24 protein-coding genes are annotated in these 20,543 nt (G+C 62.2%); 15 read left to right on the top strand and 9 right to left on the bottom strand.

The window, feature by feature from the left end:
• Positions 1-92 precede the first annotated feature (92 nt).
• Positions 93-1,271 (top strand): DNA repair exonuclease, encoded by a 1,179-nt coding sequence (locus MY494_RS12385; protein ID WP_247910548.1) that lies wholly within the window; start codon positions 93-95, stop codon positions 1,269-1,271.
• A 3-nt stretch (positions 1,272-1,274) separates the two neighbouring features.
• On the top strand, positions 1,275-3,974 hold the full coding sequence (locus tag MY494_RS12380; protein WP_247910547.1) for an AAA family ATPase: 2,700 nt from the start codon (positions 1,275-1,277) through the stop codon (positions 3,972-3,974).
• A gap of 9 nt (positions 3,975-3,983) precedes the next feature.
• Here the strand turns inward: MY494_RS12380 and MY494_RS12375 are convergent, their stop codons facing one another.
• Positions 3,984-4,349, bottom strand: coding sequence for an AbrB family transcriptional regulator (locus MY494_RS12375; protein ID WP_247910546.1), 366 nt, complete (start codon positions 4,347-4,349; stop codon positions 3,984-3,986).
• 120 nt (positions 4,350-4,469) lie between these two features.
• Between MY494_RS12375 and MY494_RS12370 the strand changes: the two genes are divergently transcribed.
• Together MY494_RS12370 and MY494_RS12365 are read left to right on the top strand one after the other, a co-directional pair.
• A complete protein-coding gene (locus MY494_RS12370) occupies positions 4,470-4,943 on the top strand; it encodes a GNAT family N-acetyltransferase (protein ID WP_247910545.1) in 474 nt (157 codons plus the stop codon).
• Positions 4,943-5,476 carry a Nif11 domain/cupin domain-containing protein gene (locus MY494_RS12365; RefSeq protein ID WP_247910544.1) on the top strand — a complete coding sequence of 178 codons (534 nt, stop codon included), beginning with the start codon at positions 4,943-4,945 and terminating at the stop codon, positions 5,474-5,476. Before MY494_RS12370 ends, MY494_RS12365 begins: the two co-directional genes overlap by 1 nt.
• Here MY494_RS12365 and MY494_RS12360 read toward each other — a convergent pair.
• The 5 genes from MY494_RS12360 to MY494_RS12340 are packed head-to-tail and all read right to left on the bottom strand — an operon-like array spanning position 5,412 to position 7,864.
• Complete coding sequence (locus MY494_RS12360; RefSeq protein WP_247910543.1) at positions 5,412-5,900, bottom strand: phosphate-starvation-inducible PsiE family protein; 489 nt, start codon at positions 5,898-5,900, stop codon at positions 5,412-5,414. The genes MY494_RS12365 and MY494_RS12360 overlap by 65 nt on opposite strands.
• Positions 5,897-6,142, bottom strand: coding sequence for a hypothetical protein (locus MY494_RS12355; protein ID WP_247910542.1), 246 nt, complete (start codon positions 6,140-6,142; stop codon positions 5,897-5,899). Before MY494_RS12355 ends, MY494_RS12360 begins: the two co-directional genes overlap by 4 nt.
• Positions 6,143-6,189: 47 nt before the next feature.
• Complete coding sequence (locus tag MY494_RS12350; RefSeq protein WP_247910541.1) at positions 6,190-6,519, bottom strand: hypothetical protein; 330 nt, start codon at positions 6,517-6,519, stop codon at positions 6,190-6,192.
• Positions 6,519-6,884 (bottom strand): YkvA family protein, encoded by a 366-nt coding sequence (locus tag MY494_RS12345; protein WP_247910540.1) that lies wholly within the window; start codon positions 6,882-6,884, stop codon positions 6,519-6,521. The genes MY494_RS12350 and MY494_RS12345 overlap by 1 nt, the downstream gene beginning before the upstream one ends.
• Positions 6,885-6,928: 44 nt before the next feature.
• Positions 6,929-7,864, bottom strand: a complete 936-nt coding sequence (locus MY494_RS12340; protein WP_247910539.1) for a sigma-70 family RNA polymerase sigma factor — start codon at positions 7,862-7,864, stop codon at positions 6,929-6,931.
• A 196-nt stretch (positions 7,865-8,060) separates the two neighbouring features.
• On the opposite strand from MY494_RS12340, the gene MY494_RS12335 reads away from it, so the two are divergent.
• From MY494_RS12335 to MY494_RS12320, 4 genes are read left to right on the top strand one after another with little or no spacing between them, the layout of a single operon-like run.
• On the top strand, positions 8,061-8,558 hold the full coding sequence (locus MY494_RS12335) for a DUF2214 family protein (protein WP_247910538.1): 498 nt from the start codon (positions 8,061-8,063) through the stop codon (positions 8,556-8,558).
• 8 nt (positions 8,559-8,566) lie between these two features.
• The gene (locus MY494_RS12330) at positions 8,567-9,220 is read left to right on the top strand and encodes a peptidase (protein ID WP_247910537.1); all 654 of its coding nucleotides are present in this window, start codon (positions 8,567-8,569) and stop codon (positions 9,218-9,220) included.
• Complete coding sequence (locus MY494_RS12325) at positions 9,217-12,360, top strand: efflux RND transporter permease subunit (RefSeq protein ID WP_247910536.1); 3,144 nt, start codon at positions 9,217-9,219, stop codon at positions 12,358-12,360. Before MY494_RS12330 ends, MY494_RS12325 begins: the two co-directional genes overlap by 4 nt.
• Entirely contained in the window at positions 12,353-13,432 is a 1,080-nt protein-coding gene (locus tag MY494_RS12320) for an efflux RND transporter periplasmic adaptor subunit (protein ID WP_247910535.1), read from the top strand. The genes MY494_RS12325 and MY494_RS12320 overlap by 8 nt, the downstream gene beginning before the upstream one ends.
• A gap of 2 nt (positions 13,433-13,434) precedes the next feature.
• Here MY494_RS12320 and hisIE read toward each other — a convergent pair whose 3' ends face one another.
• Complete coding sequence (hisIE, locus tag MY494_RS12315; protein WP_247910534.1) at positions 13,435-14,130, bottom strand: bifunctional phosphoribosyl-AMP cyclohydrolase/phosphoribosyl-ATP diphosphatase HisIE; 696 nt, start codon at positions 14,128-14,130, stop codon at positions 13,435-13,437.
• Positions 14,131-14,175: 45 nt separating this feature from the next.
• Between hisIE and MY494_RS12310 the strand changes: the two genes are divergently transcribed.
• From MY494_RS12310 to MY494_RS12285, 6 genes are all read left to right on the top strand, one after another.
• Complete coding sequence (locus tag MY494_RS12310; RefSeq protein WP_247910533.1) at positions 14,176-14,652, top strand: 6-carboxytetrahydropterin synthase; 477 nt, start codon at positions 14,176-14,178, stop codon at positions 14,650-14,652.
• A 39-nt stretch (positions 14,653-14,691) separates the two neighbouring features.
• Positions 14,692-15,111 carry a hypothetical protein gene (locus tag MY494_RS12305; protein WP_247910532.1) on the top strand — a complete coding sequence of 140 codons (420 nt, stop codon included), beginning with the start codon at positions 14,692-14,694 and terminating at the stop codon, positions 15,109-15,111.
• A gap of 83 nt (positions 15,112-15,194) precedes the next feature.
• Positions 15,195-15,653 (top strand): M23 family metallopeptidase, encoded by a 459-nt coding sequence (locus MY494_RS12300; RefSeq protein ID WP_247910531.1) that lies wholly within the window; start codon positions 15,195-15,197, stop codon positions 15,651-15,653.
• Positions 15,654-15,677: 24 nt separating this feature from the next.
• Positions 15,678-16,631, top strand: coding sequence for a permease (locus MY494_RS12295; RefSeq protein WP_247910530.1), 954 nt, complete (start codon positions 15,678-15,680; stop codon positions 16,629-16,631).
• Positions 16,607-17,290, top strand: coding sequence for a TIGR03943 family protein (locus MY494_RS12290; protein WP_247910529.1), 684 nt, complete (start codon positions 16,607-16,609; stop codon positions 17,288-17,290). Before MY494_RS12295 ends, MY494_RS12290 begins: the two co-directional genes overlap by 25 nt.
• A gap of 422 nt (positions 17,291-17,712) precedes the next feature.
• On the top strand, positions 17,713-18,600 hold the full coding sequence (locus MY494_RS12285; RefSeq protein ID WP_247910528.1) for a hypothetical protein: 888 nt from the start codon (positions 17,713-17,715) through the stop codon (positions 18,598-18,600).
• On the opposite strand, the gene MY494_RS12280 is transcribed toward MY494_RS12285, so the two are convergent.
• Positions 18,586-19,377, bottom strand: a complete 792-nt coding sequence (locus MY494_RS12280) for a metal ABC transporter permease (RefSeq protein ID WP_247910527.1) — start codon at positions 19,375-19,377, stop codon at positions 18,586-18,588. The two genes, MY494_RS12285 and MY494_RS12280, sit on opposite strands and share 15 nt — an antisense overlap.
• Before the next feature lie 31 nt (positions 19,378-19,408).
• On the opposite strand from MY494_RS12280, the gene MY494_RS12275 reads away from it, so the two are divergent.
• The gene (locus tag MY494_RS12275; protein WP_247910526.1) at positions 19,409-19,810 is read left to right on the top strand and encodes a transcriptional repressor; all 402 of its coding nucleotides are present in this window, start codon (positions 19,409-19,411) and stop codon (positions 19,808-19,810) included.
• Here the strand turns inward: MY494_RS12275 and MY494_RS12270 are convergent.
• The gene (locus tag MY494_RS12270) at positions 19,807-20,499 is read right to left on the bottom strand and encodes a metal ABC transporter ATP-binding protein (protein WP_247910525.1); all 693 of its coding nucleotides are present in this window, start codon (positions 20,497-20,499) and stop codon (positions 19,807-19,809) included. The two genes, MY494_RS12275 and MY494_RS12270, sit on opposite strands and share 4 nt — an antisense overlap.
• Between the last annotated feature and the right edge of the window lie 44 nt (positions 20,500-20,543).

Here is a 20,543-nt window from a genome sequence, read left to right as displayed (position 1 = left end):
AGCACAGAGGGGGCGCAGAGCACCAAGCGTCAGTCTGACCGGCCCACGACCCCAGGGGCCGCGCTGAAATAGCCCCACAACTCCGCACATGCATGCTGTCCTTTCTGCACAGTGCCGACTGGCAGATCGGCAAGCCCTACGCCCGGGTCGAGGACCCTGACAAACGGGCCAAACTGCGGCAAGTGCGGATCGCGGCCATCGATCGAATCGGCCAGTGCGCGCTCGATCAGGACGCTGCTTTCCTACTGGTCGCAGGGGATCTGTTCGACTCACCGACACCAAGCAGCAGCGACATCAGCACCGTCTGCCAAGCCCTCGGCCGGCTGGACTGTCCTGTCTTGGTAATCCCTGGCAACCATGATCACGGTGCCCCAGGCAGCGTCTGGCACCAGCGTTTTTTCCAGGAGGAGTGCCAGCGGCGGGCCCCCAACATCCAGGTGCTCCTGGAGCGCAGACCGGTGGTGCTCGAGCAGGCGATTGTGCTGCCCTGCCCCCTCCTCCGGCGCAGTGACAGCCAGGACCCGACGGCCTGGGTGCGATCGATCGATTGGGAATCGCTGCCCAACGACCGTCCTCGCCTCCTGCTGGCCCACGGCTCCATCCATGGCTTCAGCTCCAATGACCTGGATGCCGATGAGGAGAACACCGCCAGCGCCCTGAACCAACTGCGCCTGGATGACGGTCTGCTCGGGCAGCTCGACTACGTCGCCCTTGGGGATTGGCACGGTCTTAAACAGGTCCATGCCAAGTGCTGGTACAGCGGAACCCCTGAACCCGATCGCTTTCCTCGTCATGACGCCTACCGCGATGGAGTCGTCCTGGCGGTCCGGGCAGAACGGGGCGGCCTGCCCCAGGTCACACCAGTGGCCACCGCAGCCTTGCAGTGGCATGCCGCAGCGGTGCGGCTCAGCAGCGATGACGAGCTGGAACGCTTTGAAGTTCAGCTGCAGGGGCTCCTGGGCGACGAGCCCGGACAGCATCTGCTGCTGCTGGAGGAGAGCGGCAGCTTGAGTCTCGCGGGCCATCGCCGCTACGACGCCCTGATCGAGCGCCTGGAGGCCCAACTCCTGCGCCTGAAGCGTCGGGGGCGCTGCGCGCTGACCCCAGATCCCGCCGAACTCAAGGCCCTGAGCCAACGGCCCAGCGACCCTTTAATTGCAAACGTCGCCCATCGCCTGCAGTCCGAACTGGACGACACCGCGCTCGTGGAGGAGCGGCGCGAGCTGCTGCAGCTGGCCCTCGCCGAACTGCACCGCTGCGCGAGGGACTGAGCCATGCACCTGCTTTCCTGTCGCCTGCAACGGGTCCGTCAACACCTGGATCTGCAGCTGACCTTTGGTCGCCAACTGACCCTGATTGGCGGGGTCAATGAATCCGGCAAAAGCACCCTCGTCGAGGCGCTGCATAAAACCCTGTTCCTACGGTCCACCGCCACCGGTCGCGGGGTCGAGGAGCTCCGCTCGCGAACCCATGGCGGCCTGCCGGAGATCGAGCTCTGCTTTGCCGCCAACGGGGAGCGTTGGAGCCTGCGTAAACGCTTCGCCGGCGCCGGGGGAACCTGTCAGCTCAGCAACCAGCAGGGTCAAGCCCTCAGCGGTCCCGCGGCGGAAGAGGAGCTGGCGCGCCTGCTGGGTCTGGAGGGGCCTATCGAAGGACGGCGGATCGCCCAACTTCCAGAACGCTGGGCTCACCTCTGGGTGCGGCAGGGGGACTCGGGTTTCAACCCCTTGGAGGGAAAACCCGAGAGCTACGACTACGAGCGGCTGCTCCAACAGCTCCAGTCCAAGACCGATCTGGGGACCCTGCAGTCCTCCCTTGATCGCCAGGTCGTCGAGCAGCTCCAGCAGCGTCTGGGCCAGTTGTTCACCCCAACGGGCCGCATCAAAGCCGGCTCCCCGCTGGCCCAGGTCATCCAGAAGGAACAGGACTGCCTTGCGCAGCTGAACGAGGCCAGGCAGCAGCTACGCGAACTCGAGCAGGCCATGGAGCGGCTGGGGACCATCGCCGAACGCCTGAGGACCATTGATCAGGAGTTGCGGCCGGGCTTACTGCGGGAGCGGGAACTGGAGCAGCAACAACAACTGCTGCAGGCAGAACTGGAGCCCGTGCTGCTGCAACGGAACACCCTCGAGCAGCAGCAAAAGCAACGGCAGGAACTCGAGCGCACCCAACAGGAGCAACGCAAAGAGCAGCTCCTTCTCCAACAGCAACTGGCCGAGTCCGACGAGCACCAGAAACTCAGGACAACCCAACGGCGGCAGGACGAACAGCAGATCGCTGCAGCTCAGGAGCAGCTGCAAACGTTGCGGCTCCGGCAGGAGGCGATTCGACAACGCATTGCTCTCCAGCAACTGCGGCGGGAGCGTCAACAGCTCGAATCCCACCAGCAGGAGATGAACCGCCTGCAGTCGGAAGCCTCCCGGCTGAAGCAAACCCTGGCCGAACTGCCGCCGATCGATGCGGAACAGGTGCGTGGCTTCCGGCGGGCCGAGCAAGCCGCCGCCCAAGCGGAGGCGCGGCTGGAGGCCATGGCCACCAGCATCGAAGTTCTCCAAAGCAATCAAGTCATCCAGCTCGCCGGAGAAGCGATCCAACCCGGGGAGAGGCGTCAGCTCAACAGCATTAGCGACCTGCAGGTCGGCGACGGTGTTCGCCTCAGGGTGAGTCCCGGTGGCGGCGAATCCTTGCCCCAGGCCCAAGCCCAACTGGAGCATTGCCGCAAGGAATGCCAGCTCCTGGCGCAACGGCTTGGGGCCGCCAACAGCGAAGCGGCGGAGACGATTGAGCAACAACGACGCAGCCTCGAGCGGGATCTCATCAACCTGCGCAACGCCGCCAAGGCCATCCCCTGGTCTGGGCTGAGTGAGCGCCTCAACGCCTTGCTGCCGCGGCAGCATGAGCTCGAGCAAACCATCGCTCAGGACAGCCAGGAGGGACTGCCGGAGGACGCCACGGCGCTCGAAGGACTGGATGGGGAACTGCGCCAGGCGATTCAGCAGCAAGGCACCGCTCTTGACCGCCAGCAACAACACCAACAACAGCAGCGGCAACAGGAAGAAACCCAGGCCCGCCAACTGGAGGAACGCCGCAACCGCCTCGAGCAACTCGGAGGCTCCTTAGCCATGCTCAACGCGCGACTCCAACAGGAATCCCAAGGCGAGTCCCCCGAGGCCGTCGCCGAGCGGCTGAAGCGTCTGGAGCAACAGCTGCTAGAGCGGCGTGCCGCACTGACGGCCATCGACAGTGAGCGAAAACGACTGCAGCACCAGCGCCCCGGATCTCTGGGGGCGGCCCAGCGACTCGAGCAGCTCGACCAGGAGAAAGAGCAGCTGCTGAATGAGCGGGGACAGAACGAGCAACTCTGCGCCAGCCTCGGAGCCCAAAACCCCACCGCTCAACTGGAGCTGGCCCAGGCCCGCTGGGAAAACGCCCAACTGGACAGGCGCAACCAGGAGCGTGAAGCCCAAGCCCTGCAACTGCTGCAGGAGCACTTCCACCAGGCCCAGGCGGAACTCGCCAATCGCTACAGCGAACCGCTCTGCTCGGCCCTCAATCCCTACCTCGAGGTTCTGCTGAATACAGGGCCAGAACGGGCCCTACTGGAATTCAATCCCAAACATGGCTTCCAGCAATTGCAACTGCTGCAAGACACCCAGGCCTATGCGTTTGCGCAGCTCAGTGGAGGAATGCGCGAACAACTCTCTGGGGCCCTGCGCCTGGCCATGGCCGAAGTCCTGATGGGTGCCTATGACGGCGCTCTGCCCTTGGTTTTCGACGATGCCTTTACCAACACCGACCGGCAGCGGCTAGCGCAATTGCAAGCGATGCTGCATCGCGGCATGGAGCAAGGCATTCAACTCATCCTGCTGAGCTGCCATCCTGAGGACTATCAAGACGTCCTGAACTGGGCAAAAAAAAAACCCCTCGAATCGCTCGAGGGGGCGTCTGGAGTCGAAGTGAATCTCAGCCGTTGAGGCCGACGATCACTCCTCGTCCTCGTCGCTACCACCGGCGGGAATCAGACGAATCTGCTTACGGCCGAGCTTGATTTCGAATTCGTCGCCGGGCTGCAGATCAAGCATGGCGGTGTAGGCCTTGCCAATCAGCAGGTTGCCGTTGCCCTGAACGGTGGCGGTGTAGCTGAGCTTGCGACCGCCTTTACCAACCTTGCTGCTGACGCCCAGTTCAACGCCCTTGGCCTCCAGGAGTGCCTCGTAAAAAGCGGTGAAGTTCAGGCGCTCACCACCATCCTTCTTGGAGGAGACATAACCGCAAGCACGAACGATATCGGACTTACTTACATCGCCAAGCTCTTTAACCTTGGCCAGCAGATCGGAACCGGTGAGCATTGAAGTAAAGGGTCTTAGCCGGATACTGATGCAACATACAGCACGGTTTAGCTAGCGACCAGATCCAAGAAAATCAAATCAAGCCAGAATTCGGCAAGGTGTTGACTAACAAAGCCCTCGATGCATCGAATCCGAGAATTACGCAGGGAGGAGCACTGTGAAGCGATCAGGATTTATCAGCAGGCGGTGCTGAGTTGCGACCAGGAGCTGTACACAGAGGCACAAAGAGAAGCCTGGGCTAGTCAAGGGTCTTCCATTCGCATACAGCTTCAGCGTGGCCATGCGCTTGCAAGCGAACAGGACGATGGCCGAATCGTCGCTTTTGCCCTACGGGATCCCCGCCAGCGCCTGGCCTTGCTCTACTGCCACCCCCGGGCCCAACGCCATGGCCATGGACGCGCCCTGATTGAGGCCGTGGAAGCGCAAGCAGCGCGGGACGCGCTCTTGGAGCTGCAGACCGAAGCCAGCCTGATCTCCACTCCGCTGTTGCTGAAGCTCGGCTGGCGGATCCGCTGGAGAGAAGAGCTGTTGATCCGTGGGGTGAGCTTCGAGCGGTTCAACCTGAGCAAAGGGCTGAAACCGATACTGAGCTGATGGCCGAAGCCCAGCTCCAACAGTTCCTCAAGAAGATCGAGCAACTCAATGCCTTCGTGGCCTTGAGCGAAGCCCAGCCCGAGGTTCGGCAAGCGCTGCAGGACTGCAGCAATCACCACGATGTGGTCCAACTGGCGGCCCAGTTCGGGTTTGAGATCGGCCGGCGCTGGGGGGACAGCAGCCCCAAACAACCGAGACCCACGGATCAACCGAATCTGCTGCGGGGGGACCGCCCCACATCAGGCCAGGAGCGAACCGATGTACTGGCCAGCGGTCAGCATTGGCGCCTCGAGCGGATTCACTCCTGTCAGGCCAGCAGCCCAGCGGAAGGGTGGTACGACCAGGAGGACAGTGAATGGGTTCTGGTGCTCCAGGGGAGCGCCTCACTGCAATTTGAAGACGAAGAGTCGCCTCGGGACCTTTGCGTCGGCGATGCGCTGTTGATCGCACCGCACCGCCGGCATCGGGTTACGGCAACCGATCCGGATCCTGGGACGGTGTGGCTGGCTCTGTTCTGGTCGGCGGACGCTTGAGGTGCGATTGACGAACCAGCCAGTAGGCCGCCGCCAAGGAGACGATCGCCACCCCCAAGCCGATCAGCACAGCCGGGTCCTTCTGCATCCCCGGAGGGAAGACGATCACCTTTCGGGCGACCGCCGTCAACGCCGTCACCAGCACCAACTCGATCTGAACGACGTGTTCCCGCAGGTAGGCGGTGAGGTTCTGGAGGACCTCCACGGCAATCAAGATCACCAGGACTTGATCCAGGAGACCCACCAGGCCCTCACCGGTCCAGTTGACCTGGAGATCCAGCAGGTCGCTGCCTAGGACAATCAACAGTTGCAGGGTCGCCACCACCAGGACCACCGTGAGGGTGACCGAGAGGACCTTGGCCAGCGCGCGCTCAAACCCTGAGATCCCTCTCAGGAAGGTGCGATCACAAAACAGAGACTTCAATTGCGAAAGGGCGTGTACTGGGGCTTCGCCGGAGTATCCCCCGGAGGGTTCACCAGTTTGGTGTCGCAGGTGATACTTCCGTCCGCCGCCGTCACGCAGTTTTTGGGCTCGACCGTGGTGGCGGGGCCCACATTGCTGCCCGGCCCCCAGAGGAAGCTTTCCGACTGGGCCTGAACGGCCGCGGGGCAGGCCCCGCCCAGGGCAACGGCGGAAGCCCAGGCCAGCCAACGGGTGCGGGACATCTCAACGGTGCAACGTGCACCCACTGTGACGTGGGTCGAGGCGGCCGTCAGCCGTCTCCGACTTCCAGTCGGATTTCTTCCAGGAGGAGATCGAGTTGCCCCAAGGAGTCCTCGACAGCGGGTGAGGTCTCAGTAGGCCCAACGTCTCCTTGATCCTCGCTTTGCCAGACCGCCTCGATGTCACAGAGGCGTTCCGCCAACCCCACCAAGCCATCCCGCCGGTAGGTGCGATCCAACTCATCGAGCAAGACCGGCATCCGAATCGAACTGGCCCGCAGTGCCCGCCGCAAGTCGGACTGGGTGCGGCCGCTATGGCGAAGCCAGTCCTTGATGAAGGACTGCAGTTCATCTAACTGCTCAGAGGTGAGAGCAGCCATCAGCGCGTCGGGGGAAACCAGCGATCCAGTTTGCGCTGCGCCCGCATCCGAATGGGGTCGCTCATGTGACTTGTGCAAAGACCCAGCAGGGCGGTCAAGGCCACCAGGTCATCACTGAAGCCCGCTGCTGGGATGAAATCGGGGATCAGATCAACCGGCACAAACAGATAAGTCAGGGCCGCCAGCATGGTCAGCCGGACCTGAGGCGGTGTGCCTGGATCCAACATCAGCTCCAAGCATTCAATGGCTGGCCGGGCGATGGCACGGCCGGCACGGCGCAACAACCGCCGCAGCGCGCCCTCATCGACCTCCGTGCTGCCCAGCACCTGGGCATCAATGGGCTGGGCAGCAGGATCGACAGCCATGGACTGGTGTCACCTCAAGCGATCACACCATTCTGAAGGCAGGCCTACTGCACGACGGAATTGACATCGACCAATCCGCTTTGGATTCCAACTTTGCGTAGCTTGCGCAGAGCCCGCTGGACGACCTGACGGCAGTACTCCCGACTGCAGCCCAGCAAGCGAGCAACCTCCGCGAGGGTGCGCCATTCATGGCTGCCATCGAGACCAAAGCGCAGCATCACCACGGTGCGCTCTTTCGGGGTGAGGTTTGACTGATCCAAGAGCTTCCAGACCGCGGCATTGCGCTCAGCCAGTTCGCAACGCTCCATCGGCGGAAGGTCCTCACTCGGCAACACATCCACCAGCTCCGTGGGATCGGATTTGGATTTGACGATGCCCTGCAGGCTGACGGTGACGCTACGGAGCTCACAACCGAGCAAATCTTCAATTTCATCAAGAGGCAGGCCCATTGCTATCGCCAACTGTTGAGAGTTGGGCGCCATTCCATTGCGCTGCATCAAGCGAGCCTTCGCCGCCCGCAAACGTGTCAACTTTTCATTGACATTGACAGGAATGCGAATCGTGCGACTTTGGGTCGAGAGAGCACGGTTCAGGCCCTGACGAATCCACCAGTAGGCATAAGTACTGAACCGGTGGCCACGGGTGGGGTCGTACTTTTCAACCGCCCGAGTCAACCCAAGGGTTCCCTCTTGGATGAGGTCCAACAGGTCAAGTCCCTTGCCCTGGTAGCGCTTTGCCAGGTTAACCACCAAGCGCAGGTTGGCCGTAATCATCTGATCTTTCGCCCGCTCGCCGACGCGCATCGTGCGCTTTTCGATGTCGTTGTAGGCGCAGGCCTCGCCAACACCACCAGCCATGGTGCAGCGCTCATGCAACTGCACCATCGCTTGTACCTTGCGGCCAAGCATCAGCTCTTGCTCTGGCGTCAACAACTGGTGACGACCAATTTCACCCAAAAAAGCACTCAGCGAGCTGGCCATGATTGCGGGTTCTGCTGATTTGAACCTAAGGGCTTTTTTACTCAATAAAAAAAGCCACTAAAAAGCTTCCAAGTTTCCAAGTTCCTTCCCAAATTCAGATTTACTTCGCAACTACAGATTGGATTCCAAAGCATGAGCAGAACCAGCTCAGGAGCTCAGTCGCTACGGTCTAAAGCCACGTACAGCCCAAAAGGCCATGCCCGCCCCGGCTCTGATCGCCGACATCGCACCGACCGTTCTCACCCGAGCGGGCGTGGCCTACGTCCACTACCTGAGCTTCATGCTCTGCTTTGGCGCCCTGGTGCTGGAGCGTCGCTTGATCCAGCCCAACCCGAACCGCAAGGACGCCACCTTGATGGTGATCACTGATGTGGTCTACGGAATGGCCGCGCTTGCCCTGCTGGTGAGCGGCATCCTTCGGGTGATGTACTTCGGTCAGGGCTCGGAGTTCTACACGGAGAATCCGCTGTTCTGGTGGAAGGTCGGCCTCTATCTCTCCGTTGGTGGCCTCTCCCTCTACCCAACCGTCACCTACATCCTCTGGGCCATCCCCCTACGCAAAGGGGAGCTGCCTCAGGTCAGCGAAGCCCTGGCCAAACGCCTGTCCTGGATCCTCAACATTGAATTGGTGGGCTTCGCCCTGATCCCCTTCCTCGCCACCTTGATGGCCCGGGGCGTCGGGCTGCCGGGTTAATTCCAGCGATGGAGCTTCCGCCTCCAGCCTGCTCCCTGGCCTCCGAAGTGCGCCCCTGGTCCAGCCAGGGGCCGCTCCTGATCAAGGCGAGAGCCGTCAGCGACAACGGCGTTGGCTACAGCCGCCGCCTCAAGACCACCCCCGCAGGCTGGCCAAGCCGCCCGCACTGGTGCGTCTGGGTTGAGCCCGTGAGCGCCAAGGGGCCTGGGGCCATCTGGGAGCAGCGCTGGCACCAAGCCGTGCAGGCCGCCCTGAGCACCTGGCAGGACCAGCTACCGATCCAAGTGGTCTCCGATCCACTGCGGGCCCAGGTCCTCGTGGAGCGGCGCCGACCTCCACGGCTGAACAACCGCGCCAGCAATGGCAGGGCGCTGCTCCAACTGCGGGAGGTGCAGCGGGAACAGCGCTGGCAGCGGGAGCCCCTGGTGACGGTGCTGATCAGCCCCGGGCAAGCCCAAACGGCGATTCAAGCCACCAGCCTCCATGAGCTAGGCCACGCCTTCGGGCTCTGGGGCCACAGCGACCAAGCCGGCGATGCCCTGGCCGTCAAAGCCGGGCCAATCCCCGTCCTGGAACTGAGCCCCAGAGATCGGGCCACCCTGAGATGGTTGCAAGAACAGCCGGGGCTGAACCAGGCTGATCTGCCCTCTACCCAGCCATGACTCCGCCGAGGCGGACCCTCTCAGATCTGTTCCTGAGACGGCCCGTATTCAGCTTGGTGCTGAGCTTGCTCCTGCTGCTGATGGGGGCCCTCAGCTTGAGCGGCTTACAGGTGGAAAACCTGCCGGGCATTGCCCCTGGTCGCGTCAGTGTTCGGAGCTCTTACCCCGGGGGAAGCCCGGAGGTGGTCGAGCAGGGGGTCACGGCTCTGATCGAGCAGCAACTCAATGGGCTTGAGCGACTGGAGAGCATCCGCTCAAGCAGTAGTGGCAGCGGCAGCAGCATTCAGCTGAACTTCCGCGGCGGCTCCCCCGAGCTCAACCAGGTCAACACCCAAAACGAAATCGCCCAGGTCCTTCGACGACTGCCGGCCCAGGTCGCCCGCCTCGGCGTTCAGGTCAGACGCAGCTCCGATGACCTCTTGATGATCCTGAGCTTCAGCGCTGATCCCCAGCGCTACACGCCGCAGTTTCTGAACGGCTGGGTGAGTCAAGTCGTGCAGCAACGGCTGCAGCGGGTCGAGGGGGTCGGCGATGTCCGCCTCTTTGGCGGCAGCCCTCTGGCCTTCCGGCTCTGGCTGAATCCCGCGGCGCTGCTCGAGCGGCAACTGACGATCAACGATGTGGAACGGGCCCTTCAGGCCCAAAACGTCTTGGCTGCCCTGGGGCAAACCGGTGAAGCGCCCATGCCTCCCGGACAGGCCACCACCCTCCCACTGGAGATGGAGGGACGGCTCCGCAGCAGAGCGGAACTCGAGCAACTGGTCGTTGGGGAGGGGCCCGAGGGCGGGGTCGTTCTCCTGAGTGACATCGGGCGGGTGAGCCTGGGCAGCGAGAGCTATGACGCCGTCGCCACGAACCTCCAGGGCCGCAGCGCAGTCGCCATTGGGGTCTACCAACGCGATGGCACCAATGCCCTCGCCGTCAGCGAATCCGTGGAGCAGGCCCTGGAGGAGCTCCAGCCAGATATCCCCCCGGGCATTGATCTACAGCTGATCGTCAACGAAGCGGAGACGATTCGCACCAGCATTGGCGAAACCGCGGGCAGCCTCAGGGATGCGGTCCTGCTGGTCTTCCTTGCCCTACTGCTGGGGCTCGGCAACAGTCGCCTGGCCCTGATCAGCGCCCTGGCCGTCCCGGTCTCCCTGCTCGGATCGATCACCTTGATCAAGCTGGCCGGTGGCTCGATCAACACCCTCAGCCTGTTTGGAATGGTGCTGGCCTCGGGCCTGGTGGTGGACGACGCCATCGTCGTCAGCGAGGACATCGGACGCCGCTTGGAAGCGGGGGCCTCCCCCTTGGCCGCTGCCCGTGAGTCCATGGCCGAACTCGGCGGAGCGGTGGTCGCAACCTCTCTGGTGCTGGTGGTGGTCTTCCTCCCGGTGATCGGTCTGGAGGGAAGCGTGGGCCGCCTTTATGCCCCGATCGCCATCAGCATCAGTGCGGCCATCGCCGTGTCGACGTTCAACGCCATCAGCTTTACCCCGGTGGCAGCGAGCCGCTTGCTCCATGCCGAGCAGCGCGAGCCCGCCTGGCTGCTGCGTTGGATTGATCCGCCCCGGCGCTGGCTTGAATCCTTGGAGGAGCCCTACAGCCGTTGGTTGGAGGGTTCCCTGAAGCTCCGCCGTCGCGTCATGGCCAGCGTCTTGGTGGGCCTACTCGTCACAGCCCTGGGCTTGAGCTGGAGGCCCACGGCCTTTATTCCCCAGGAGGACAACGGGCAGTTGAGGGGGGTGGTGGTCCTGCCGGAGGGGCTCTCGCTGCAGCGCACCGAGGCCGTGATGACCCAGGTCCAACAACTGGCTTCGGCGGACCCGGCGATTCGAACCGGCAATTTCTATGCCGGACGGTCCTTCGGCGACAGCACCCCCAACAAGGGCCTGCTCTTTCTGCGGCTCAAACCGATCGGTGAGCGAGGGCCTGGCCGTCCCAGCACCGAAGCGGTGGCCAAACGGCTCAACCGTTTACTGCGACAACAGATCTCAGGGGCGACGGTGATCGTGAGCCAAGCGCCCAGCGTGCGCGGATTCAGCAGCGAAGGGGGCCTGGAGCTGGAGCTACTGGATACCAGCAATGGGCAGTTGTCCCTGCAGCAATTTGCTGGGGAGGCCCAACGGCTGATCCAAGCCGCGAATGCCACTGGTCTGTTTGAGCGGGTCTCAACCCGCTTCAGCGCCGATTCACCGCTGTTGCGCCTGGAGCCCGATCGACTGCAGATGGCCTCCCTCGGGGTGGAACTGAGCCAATTGGTGAGCACCTTGCAGGCCAGTTTGGGCAGCAGCTATGTCAACGACAGCTTTGAGGGCGACCAGGTCCGCCGGGTGATTGTTCAACTCGATGGCTCAGGACGGCGCAATCTCGATGACGTCCTGGCTCTGCAGGTGCGCTCCAAAACAGGAGCGCTGATTCCCGTCGGCCAGCTTGTTCAGGTGGAGGCCTCGAGCGGAGCGAGCACGATCAACCACAGCCGCTTGGTGCGCTCCATCAGCATCCGCGCCCTGCCGGCCTCTGGGGTGAGCACCGGGCAAGCCATGGCGGCATTGGAGCGGCTGCAACAGCAGCTCGGCGGCCGCAGCACCGACCTGGCCTGGAGGGGACTGGCCGAGGAAGAGAGACGCTCAGGCGGCAGCACCTTCCGGGTCTTTGCCCTGGCGGTGTTCGTGATGGGGCTGGTGCTCGCCGGCCTCTACGAGAACCTGCTGGACCCCTTCATCATCTTGATCACCGTCCCGCTGGCCCTGCTGGGGGCGCTGGGGGGCCTGGTGCTGCGGGGGCTGCCGCTCGACGTCTATGGCCAGATGGGGCTGCTGGTCCTGGTGGCCCTGGCAGCCAAAAACGGAATCTTGATCGTGGAATTCGCTAATCAACGGTTGCGGGAGGGGCTGAACCTGGACCAGGCCATCCGCGAGTCCGCCCGCTCCAGGCTGCGGCCGATTCTGCTGACGGCCATCTCCTCCCTCGCGGGATTCCTACCGTTGTTGTTGGCCAGCGGCAGCAGCGCCAGCAGCCGCATCAGCATCGGCACCGTGGTTTTCTTTGGCCTGCTGGTGGCCACTGTTTTAAGCCTGTTTGTCGTCCCCAGTAGCTACAGGTTGATCAAGGGCTGGGAGCTCCAACTCAAGGCCCGGAGGACGCATGCCTAAATCGCTCTGGCCGGGTCTAGCCGCCCTTGGACTTCTCGCTCTCTGGGGCTGCGGATCCCCTGCAGGGCGGCCGTCGCAAAAGGTCAAGGCGGCGCCGCTGGAGCGGGAAGTGTTCGTGCAAAGCATCGACACCGTCAGCACCCTGGAGGCCACCGATGAGATCGAACTCGCGGCCCAGGCCGGCGGGCGCATCCAACGGGTGCTCGTCCAGTCAGGGCAATCCGTGCAGGCGGGACAACTGCTGCTGGTGCTCGATCAAACCCAACTGAAGGCGGATGTCTCCGCCCTCCAAGCCCAAAGCAAGAGCGATCAACTGGCCTACGAACGTTTTGCAGGCCTGGTGAAAGAGGGTGCGGCAACCGCCCTGCAGCGCGATGAATTCGAAGCCAAGGCGATCGGCTCCAGCCAAGCCCTTCGGGCGAAGTTGGCGGATCTCTCCTACAAAGATGTGCGTGCTCCCATCGCAGGGGTCATCAGCGATCTGAGTGTCAAAGCGGGGGATGTCCTGCAGGCGGGTAGCCCCTTTAGCCGGATCATCCGCAACGAGGCCCTACAGGCCCGCATCGACGTGCCGGCGGCCCAGGCGAACCGTCTGGCGAGCGGCCAACTGGTGCAATTGCTGGATGGACAGGGTCAACGCCCCGTTGCCAAGGGGCGATTGACGATGATTGACCCCAACATCAACCCCACCAGTCAGACCCTTCTGGCCAAGGCCAAGATCAACAACCCCAAGGGGACGCTTCGAGACGGCCAGCGGCTCAGAACCCGCTTGATCATTGGCGCCGAGCGCCACCTCGCCGTTCCGTTTGAGGCGATCACGCGTCAGTTCGGCCAGACCTTCGTCTTTGTGGTGGGGACCCCGGCCCAATGGAAGAAGGATCCCGGCAAAACGCCGCTGACCAGCATCGAGCGCCTACCGGCGGGCAGCAAAGTCGCGCTTCAGCGCAGCGTCAGCCTGGGACCCTTGCAGGGCGATCGCTATCCCGTCCTGAGCGGTCTCTCGGCGGCGGATCGTGTGATTCTGAGCAACCGCTCTGGGCTCCGCCACGGGAGCCCCGTTCAACTGAAGTAGCCCTACTCGCGGCGGGGTGCTCCGCGGCGCGCCGCCAGCACCTCCTGCACCCGGCGCCAGCTGACGCCGTGGTGGGCCAATGCGACCTGGAGGTGGAAGACGATGTCGGCCGCCTCGCCCGCCATCTCCTCAGGACTGTTGTCCTTGCAGGCCATCACGAATTCGGCGCTCTCCTCGCCGATCTTTTTGAGGATCCGGTTGTCACCGCCCTCGAGCAGCTTGTTGGTGTAGCTGCCGGGCTCGGGCTGATCGCGGCGGCCTTCGATCACCCGCATCAACTCCGTGCAGGCATCGGCGGGCGGGGGAGCGGCGCTGGTGCCACCGCCCGTCGGGCTCGGGCCGTCGTCGTAAAAGCAACTACGGGCCCCGGTGTGGCAAGCCACATCGCCCTTCTGCTCGATCGTGAGCAGCAACACATCGGCGTCGCAGTCGTAGCGGAGTCCCCGCAAGGCCTGGGTGTGGCCGCTGGTCGCCCCCTTGTGCCAGAGCTCCTGCCTGGAGCGGCTCCAGTAATGCACCTCACCGCTGACCAGGGTGCGCTCAATCGCCTCTTGGTTCATCCAGGCGACCATCAACACCGCCCCATCGAGCCAGTCCTGCGCCACCGCCGGGATCAAGCCTGCCTCGTTAAAACGAAGGGAGCTGATGAAGGCCGGATCTGGGGCCTGAAATGATGCCTGCAAGGGCTGCCGATCCATCTCACCCGATCCTCCCTCAAGACCCACATCCAGCACCCACTGGCGATGACCGCCGCCTACACCTGCAGCAAAACCTTTAGCGGCTACCCCTGTTGCCACCGGCAGTGGAGGCACAGCGGTCATTGCCGTTTTGTGCACGGTTACAGCCGCAGTTTCTGCTTTTGGTTCCAGGCCAAGGATCTGGACGAGAACGGCTTTGTGGTGGATTTCTCCAGCCTGAGCGAACTGGAGCAACGCCTCAGGCAGCAGTTTGACCACACCTTTTTGGTCAACGCCGACGACCCGCTCTTGGAGCAATGGCAGGGCCTCCACGAGCAGGGGGCCCTGGATCTGCGGGTGATGGACAACGTCGGCATGGAAGCCAGTGCCGCCCTGGTCTGGGACTGGGCCAACACGCTGTTGAAGGCCCGCGATGGCGGCCGCAGCTGCTGCTGGAAAGTCGAAGCGCGTGAGAACGAAAAGAACGCCGCCTGCTATGCGGACGTCCCCACATGGTTTAACGACGAAACCCGGGAGGACTGATCAAAACCCAGCAGGATGGCGCCACCGCTCGAGCGCCCCATGGTCAGCAGTCCTGAACGTCCGACCAAGACCCGCGCGTTCAGCCCTGCAAGCTGCTCGGAGCCACCAAAACGCGTGGCCATTGGCATTGCGCCTCTGGGAATCGTGTCCATCGGCATCGTGCCCATGGGAGTGGTGAGCATTGGTGTTGTTCCCATGGGCGTTGTGAGCCTGGGAGTCGTGGGCATGGGCGTGCTCAATGCCTGCCTCGTCGGCATGGGGGTGGCCGTCGCGGGGCTGAACACCATGGGCCTTTGGACCCTGAGCCCAAGCCCAGAGCATGCACATCAGCCCGCGTCCAAGGAACTGACCATCTACCCCAGCCAGCAGCAGGCCCTGAAGAAGGCCCAGGACTTCGGCTGCTCCGGCGCCCACCCCATGGGCTCTGGCTGGATGCCCTGCAACGAACACCCGCATTGAAACGCGATCCTGTCGCATAGGCGACATTCAAGTCTCAGGGGTCGTAATTTAAGATCCGCTTTCGATTTCGCGAAAGCTTTTTCTTGCCCGTTGCACTCCTGGTTCCAGCACTGCAGTTGCTCAATCCCATGCCAGGGGTTGTGACCCAAGACGCCCACGCGGAACATCCAGCCCTGGACATCGCCTGCGCCGTTGGCACTCCGGTGCGCGCGGCCCATGACGGTGTGGCCACGGTGGTCCGCAGCCACACCCATGGCAACACTGTGGTGCTGGTGGGCAACAACGGCCTCGAAACCAGCTACAGCCACCTGCACAGCACCCAGGCGCCAGGGACCTACAAACGGGGTGACCTGATCGGGCTTTGCGGCAACACCGGTATCTGGACCACAGGCCCCCACCTGCACTTCGAGACCAACCGACCGGCACTGCTGAGCAACCTGGACACGAGCTTCTACAGCGACATCGCCCAACAACCCAGCACGCCCAGCGCCGAGTTGACTGGAATTGGAGGTTCCCCAGCGGCCTTGGCTGGGCAAAACTAAGGACTCCAGCCGCTGCTCTCGCCCTTGGCTCGAATCGCGACGATTTGGGCGATCTTCCAGGGCCTCTTGATTGAAGCCCTGCCCTTTCTCTTGATCGGGGTGCTCATCGCAGGCCTGGCGCGCTGGGTCGCACCAGGCGGACGCTGGCTGCAGCGCCTGCCCAAGCAGGCCGTCTTGGCTCCACTCAGCGGAGCCGCCCTGGGCTTTGCCTTACCTGCTTGCGAATGCGGCAATGTCCCGGTGGCCCGGCGACTGCTGGCCGGGGGGGCCTCCATGGGGTCGGCACTGGGGTTTTTGTTTGCAGCCCCTGTTCTCAACCCGATTGTGTTGGCCAGCACCTGGGCGGCATTCCCCGATCAGCCCTGGTTGATCGCAGCGCGCCCCTTGGGAGCGCTGCTGGTCGCGGTGGTCCTCTCTGGATTGCTCCAGAAACTGCCCGAGGGACAACTTCTTGAATCCAGCCTGCTCGCCGAGCGCCGGCTCAGCCAACCCTTAGCGGAGGCCAGCCTGCTCGAGAGAAAAAGTGGTGTGCTCGGCACACCCACTCAACCCCCTCAAGCAAGACCGAATCGTCCGAGCCTGACCACGGTGCTCGAGCACAGCACGCGGGAGTTTCTCAACCTGGCTGTCTTGCTGATCATCGGCAGCCTGATCGCCGCCACCGTGCAAACCCTGCTGCCTCGCAGCTGGCTGCTGGCGGTGGGGGGATCGCCAACGCTCTCCATTCTCAGCTTGATGCTGATGGCCGTTGTGATTTCGGTCTGCTCCAGCGTTGACGCCTTTTTAGCCCTGGGATTTGCTGCGCAAATCACACCCGGTGCGCTCTTGGCTTTTCTGGTTTTAGGTCCAGTTGTCGACCTGAAATTACTGGGACTATTTGGAGTGATCATGCGACCCAAGGCGATCGCCGTCACGGCGATCGGAGCCAGTGTTGTTGTGTTGTTAATTGGGCAATGGGTCAACCTGTGGCTGCTCTGATCCGCCCAATCACCTTGGCCCTCTGGGGGGCCGTGCTGGTGCTGAGCACCCTGAGCGGACGTTTAGATCTGTTGTTGCGAGGAGTGTTCCACCCACTCGTGGGACTCTGCGGTTTCGCCCTGCTCGCTCTGGCCATTCAGCAACTCCTCAGGCCGGGTCAGGCGCTGGAGTCGCACAAGACCAACCAGGCGTGGATATTCAGCAGCGCCATGGCCATCGCTGTTTTGATCGCCCCACCCAACCCCTCCTTTAGCGATCTGGCGGCAAACCGCAGTGAAGCCTTGGCCTCACCTGCAGAACTGGAATTTGTCCTACCCCCATCCCAGCGAACGCTGACGGATTGGGTCAGGCTTCTGCGCAGCCAACCGGATCCCCAGCTGTATGTCGGCGATCCCGTCAACATCAGCGGCTTTGTTTACGAACCAACCAGAGGAATGCCACAACTCGGTCGCCTCACTGTTCGCTGCTGCTTAGCCGATGCGACCCCGATCGGCATTCCGATTCGTTGGCCTGAGACCTACAGACCAAAACGCGACGAATGGCTCCTCATCCGCGGGCAGATGGGCATGGAGTTCACCAGCAATGGATCCAGCCAAAGCGTTGTGATCCCTGAGCAAATCCGATCCATTCCAAGGCCTGAGCAACCCTTAGAGCCATGAAGCAGCTGAGCTGGTTACTCGGAGCTGGTCTTGCTCTAGCCGCCGTTCAGCAGCAGCTCCTGCTGAAGCGTCCTCCCCATGTGCGCCAGCTGGACTCGAGCACCCTGAGCTCTGGACCTGCAGCTCTCAATGTTGAGTTCAGCCGTCCCATGCAACGCAACAGCGTTGCGTCGGCAAGCGAACTCAGCCCCAGGATGAGGCGCCAATGGCTTGGGGCGGGCAACCTCTTGCGTCTGCTTCTTGAGCCCGGCCAAACCATTGCAGGTCCCCTACAAGTCGTCCTTCGGGGAGAGGATCAACGTGGGATTGCCATTTCCCCAGAACGCTTCTGGTGGGATCCAAGGCCCAGGCTGCTTGTGGTCGCACCCGGACCAGAGGGGGATCGCCTGGACATTCTTCAGCGCGATGGACGCTGGAGGACCTTGAGCCGAGCGAACGCGCCCATCTCCTCGGTCACCCCCCTCGGCAATGGTTCAGGAATTGCCTTCAGCACCAGTGGCGAGCGAACTGAACAGACCTGGCTCCTCGAATTAGAACAACAAGCCGTCTATCGATCAAAGACTCCAAAACTTGTAGTCAAAGGACTCAAGCAACTTCTCGACGCTCAACTGACCTTCACCCACTTCAGCACCAACAGCACAGGGGATCTGTTAGTGCAGTGGGGTGCTCCTGGCTTTGCACGCTCTTTCACAACGTTGGTGGAAGCCAATGGGCAGCGAAGACGCCTCGACCTTGAAGCATCAGGGACAGCTCAGCTTCTTCCAGGAGGAGGCGCACTGATTGCACCAGAAGCCGATGGGCTGGTTTTGAGCAACCTTCCTGGACGACCTCAACGTCGGCAGTTCCTCCCAGGGAGTCGGGACCTCAGCAGTTTTTGTCCAACAGGAGGGCGAGCTCTGCTGGTGCGTCGATGGCCGGACTACCGTCAATCCATCGAGCTCCTAGAGCCTGGACAAGCACCCAAGCAGCTTTGGATTGGCCTGGATGCCGTGATGGGAACAGCCTGCGAACGCAGCGGGGAAAGGATCTGGCTGTTATTGACCCATTGGGATCCAGTCAAGAACACACAGACCCCAAGGGTGATTGCAATGAGCCGTTCTGGGGTCATCCAAAACCAGCGAGAACTCAAAGGCTGGGAGCTTGAAACTCGGAGCCATTTTGAATTGGATTCAACACGGGATGTCCTCCTTCTAACCCTGAGAGATCCAAAGCAGAAGTGGGGACGTGCAGCAGAACTTCAAGCGTCAGACTTAGAGCTAAACATTATCGATAAGCCCATCAAGCAAGCATTCTGGTTACCTGCGCAATAACTGAAATGGCAGGGTTGCCATGCATACGACACCAATCACAGGCCCCGGCGGGAGATTGATCGATTCCTGCACCGCCAGTACAAACCCTCCGCCAGACAAAACCAATCCCCAAAGGGCCGATCGAAGCAGGGCTTGCCGCAAACTCCTGGCCTTGGGCAGAGCCAGTAATGCAGGAGCTGCCATCAAGCTGACAACCAAGACGATGCCCACTGCGCTAACGGCACTCACCACCGCTGCGGCCGCAACCAACGTCAGCAAAAAGCGCAGGGCTGTGACCTGGAGCCCTGCGGCTTGGGCTCCAACAGGATCGACGCCGAGATAGACGTACTGGCGATAACGCCCCGCCAACAGAATCACAATCAAAGCCAAGGCCATGAGGCTTTGGATGAGCTCACGGGGGCCAGCGGCCAGAAGATCCCCGAACAAGACAGCCTCAAGATCGACGCGGATCCCCAGTAAAGGAATCAGGAGAACACCGAGACCAAGCGATCCGGCCAACACGGAGTTGAGGACTGCTTCCCTGTAGCGATCTTCCTGGGGCAAAGCACTGGTCATGCGCTCCGCCACCAGTGCAAATAACACCCCACTGATCAGGCCGCCGATGCCGGGTTCAATTCCCCAGAAAAGGGCAATGGCCAGTCCGGGCAGCACAGCATGGGAAATCAGGTTGACCTGAAACAGCCGTCGTTGCACCAAGAGTGCTGTTCCTGCCAGAGGGCAGAGCATGCCCACCACAAGAGCGATGGTGAAGGGAAAGAGCCACCAAGAGTCAGCCATAGGATCAGGAACACCTCCGAAGTGGAAGCGCATGCCCTCCCAGGCTGCCGGGACTAACGAGCGGCAGCAGCTGATCATTCAGCACCTGGAGGATGCCGATCAAGAGCTGTCGGGACAGGACCTGCACGCCCGTCTGCGGGCCAGCAACAGTCCGATGGGACTGGCCACGGTTTACAGACACCTGCGCCAACTGCAGCAACGCGGACAGATTCGCTGCAGGCATCTGCCCAGCGGGGAAGCCCTCTTTGCGCCGCTGGGACGGGACGAACATCACATCACCTGTGTGGACTGCGGTGAAACGGCTGTCCTCAACAGCTGCCCCGTTCATCATGTCGACCTCGGCACAGCTGACAGACATGGCTTCGAATTGCTGTTTCATACCCTCGAGTTTTTTGGGCTGTGCGAACAGTGCAAGTCCCGCCAACGGGACTAACCGCAGCACTGATGCCCCACTCTCAAATCACCCAATGAGCTCCTGACAGTCTCGGGGGCACCCTGGGCAAGAAGCGCTCGATCCAAAACGAGAACTTGGTCGTAGCAATCCAAATCACTGCCCCAGTCATGACTACTCACAAGCAGCGTCAACCCTGAATCACACAGCTGACGCATCACCTGCAGCAAATTTGTACGTGATGGGGGGTCAATTGCCGCGCAGGGTTCATCCAGAAGCAAGAGCTGGGCGGGCTGCAACAGCGTTCGGGCGAGAAGCGCCCGCTGCTGCTGTCCGCCTGACAGCTCATCCAATCGACGGGTCCCTAATCCTGCAAGGCCAACCCGCTGCAAAACCGCATCCACATCGCAACAGCCCGGACGACGACCCAACAAGCGGCCAAGGGCCACCAATTCATGGACCGTGATCGGAAAGGTCCAATCAATGACTCCCCGTTGCGGCATGAGGGCGATCTGACGTCGAGCCAAGGCGGGCGTCAGTGGACAGCCAGCCAACTCCATGACGCCAGACGATGCCGGCAACTGCCCCTCAAGGGCATGCAAAAGAGTGCTTTTACCAGCCCCATTCGGCCCAACCAAGGCCGTCAATGACCCAGGCTTGATGTTGAACGAGACATCCTCCAGGACAAGCTGCGGACCGCGATGGACGCAGAGATTTTGAACGCGAAGCAAGCCGGTCAAGCGTCTCTAACTCAAGCTAGTCGGATCTCTGCGCA

Source organism: Synechococcus sp. A10-1-5-1 (assembly GCF_023115425.1).
Taxonomy (GTDB): domain Bacteria; phylum Cyanobacteriota; class Cyanobacteriia; order PCC-6307; family Cyanobiaceae; genus Vulcanococcus.
Note: the sequence above shows the minus strand (reverse complement) of the source record. Positions and strands in the feature narration are given on the sequence as shown.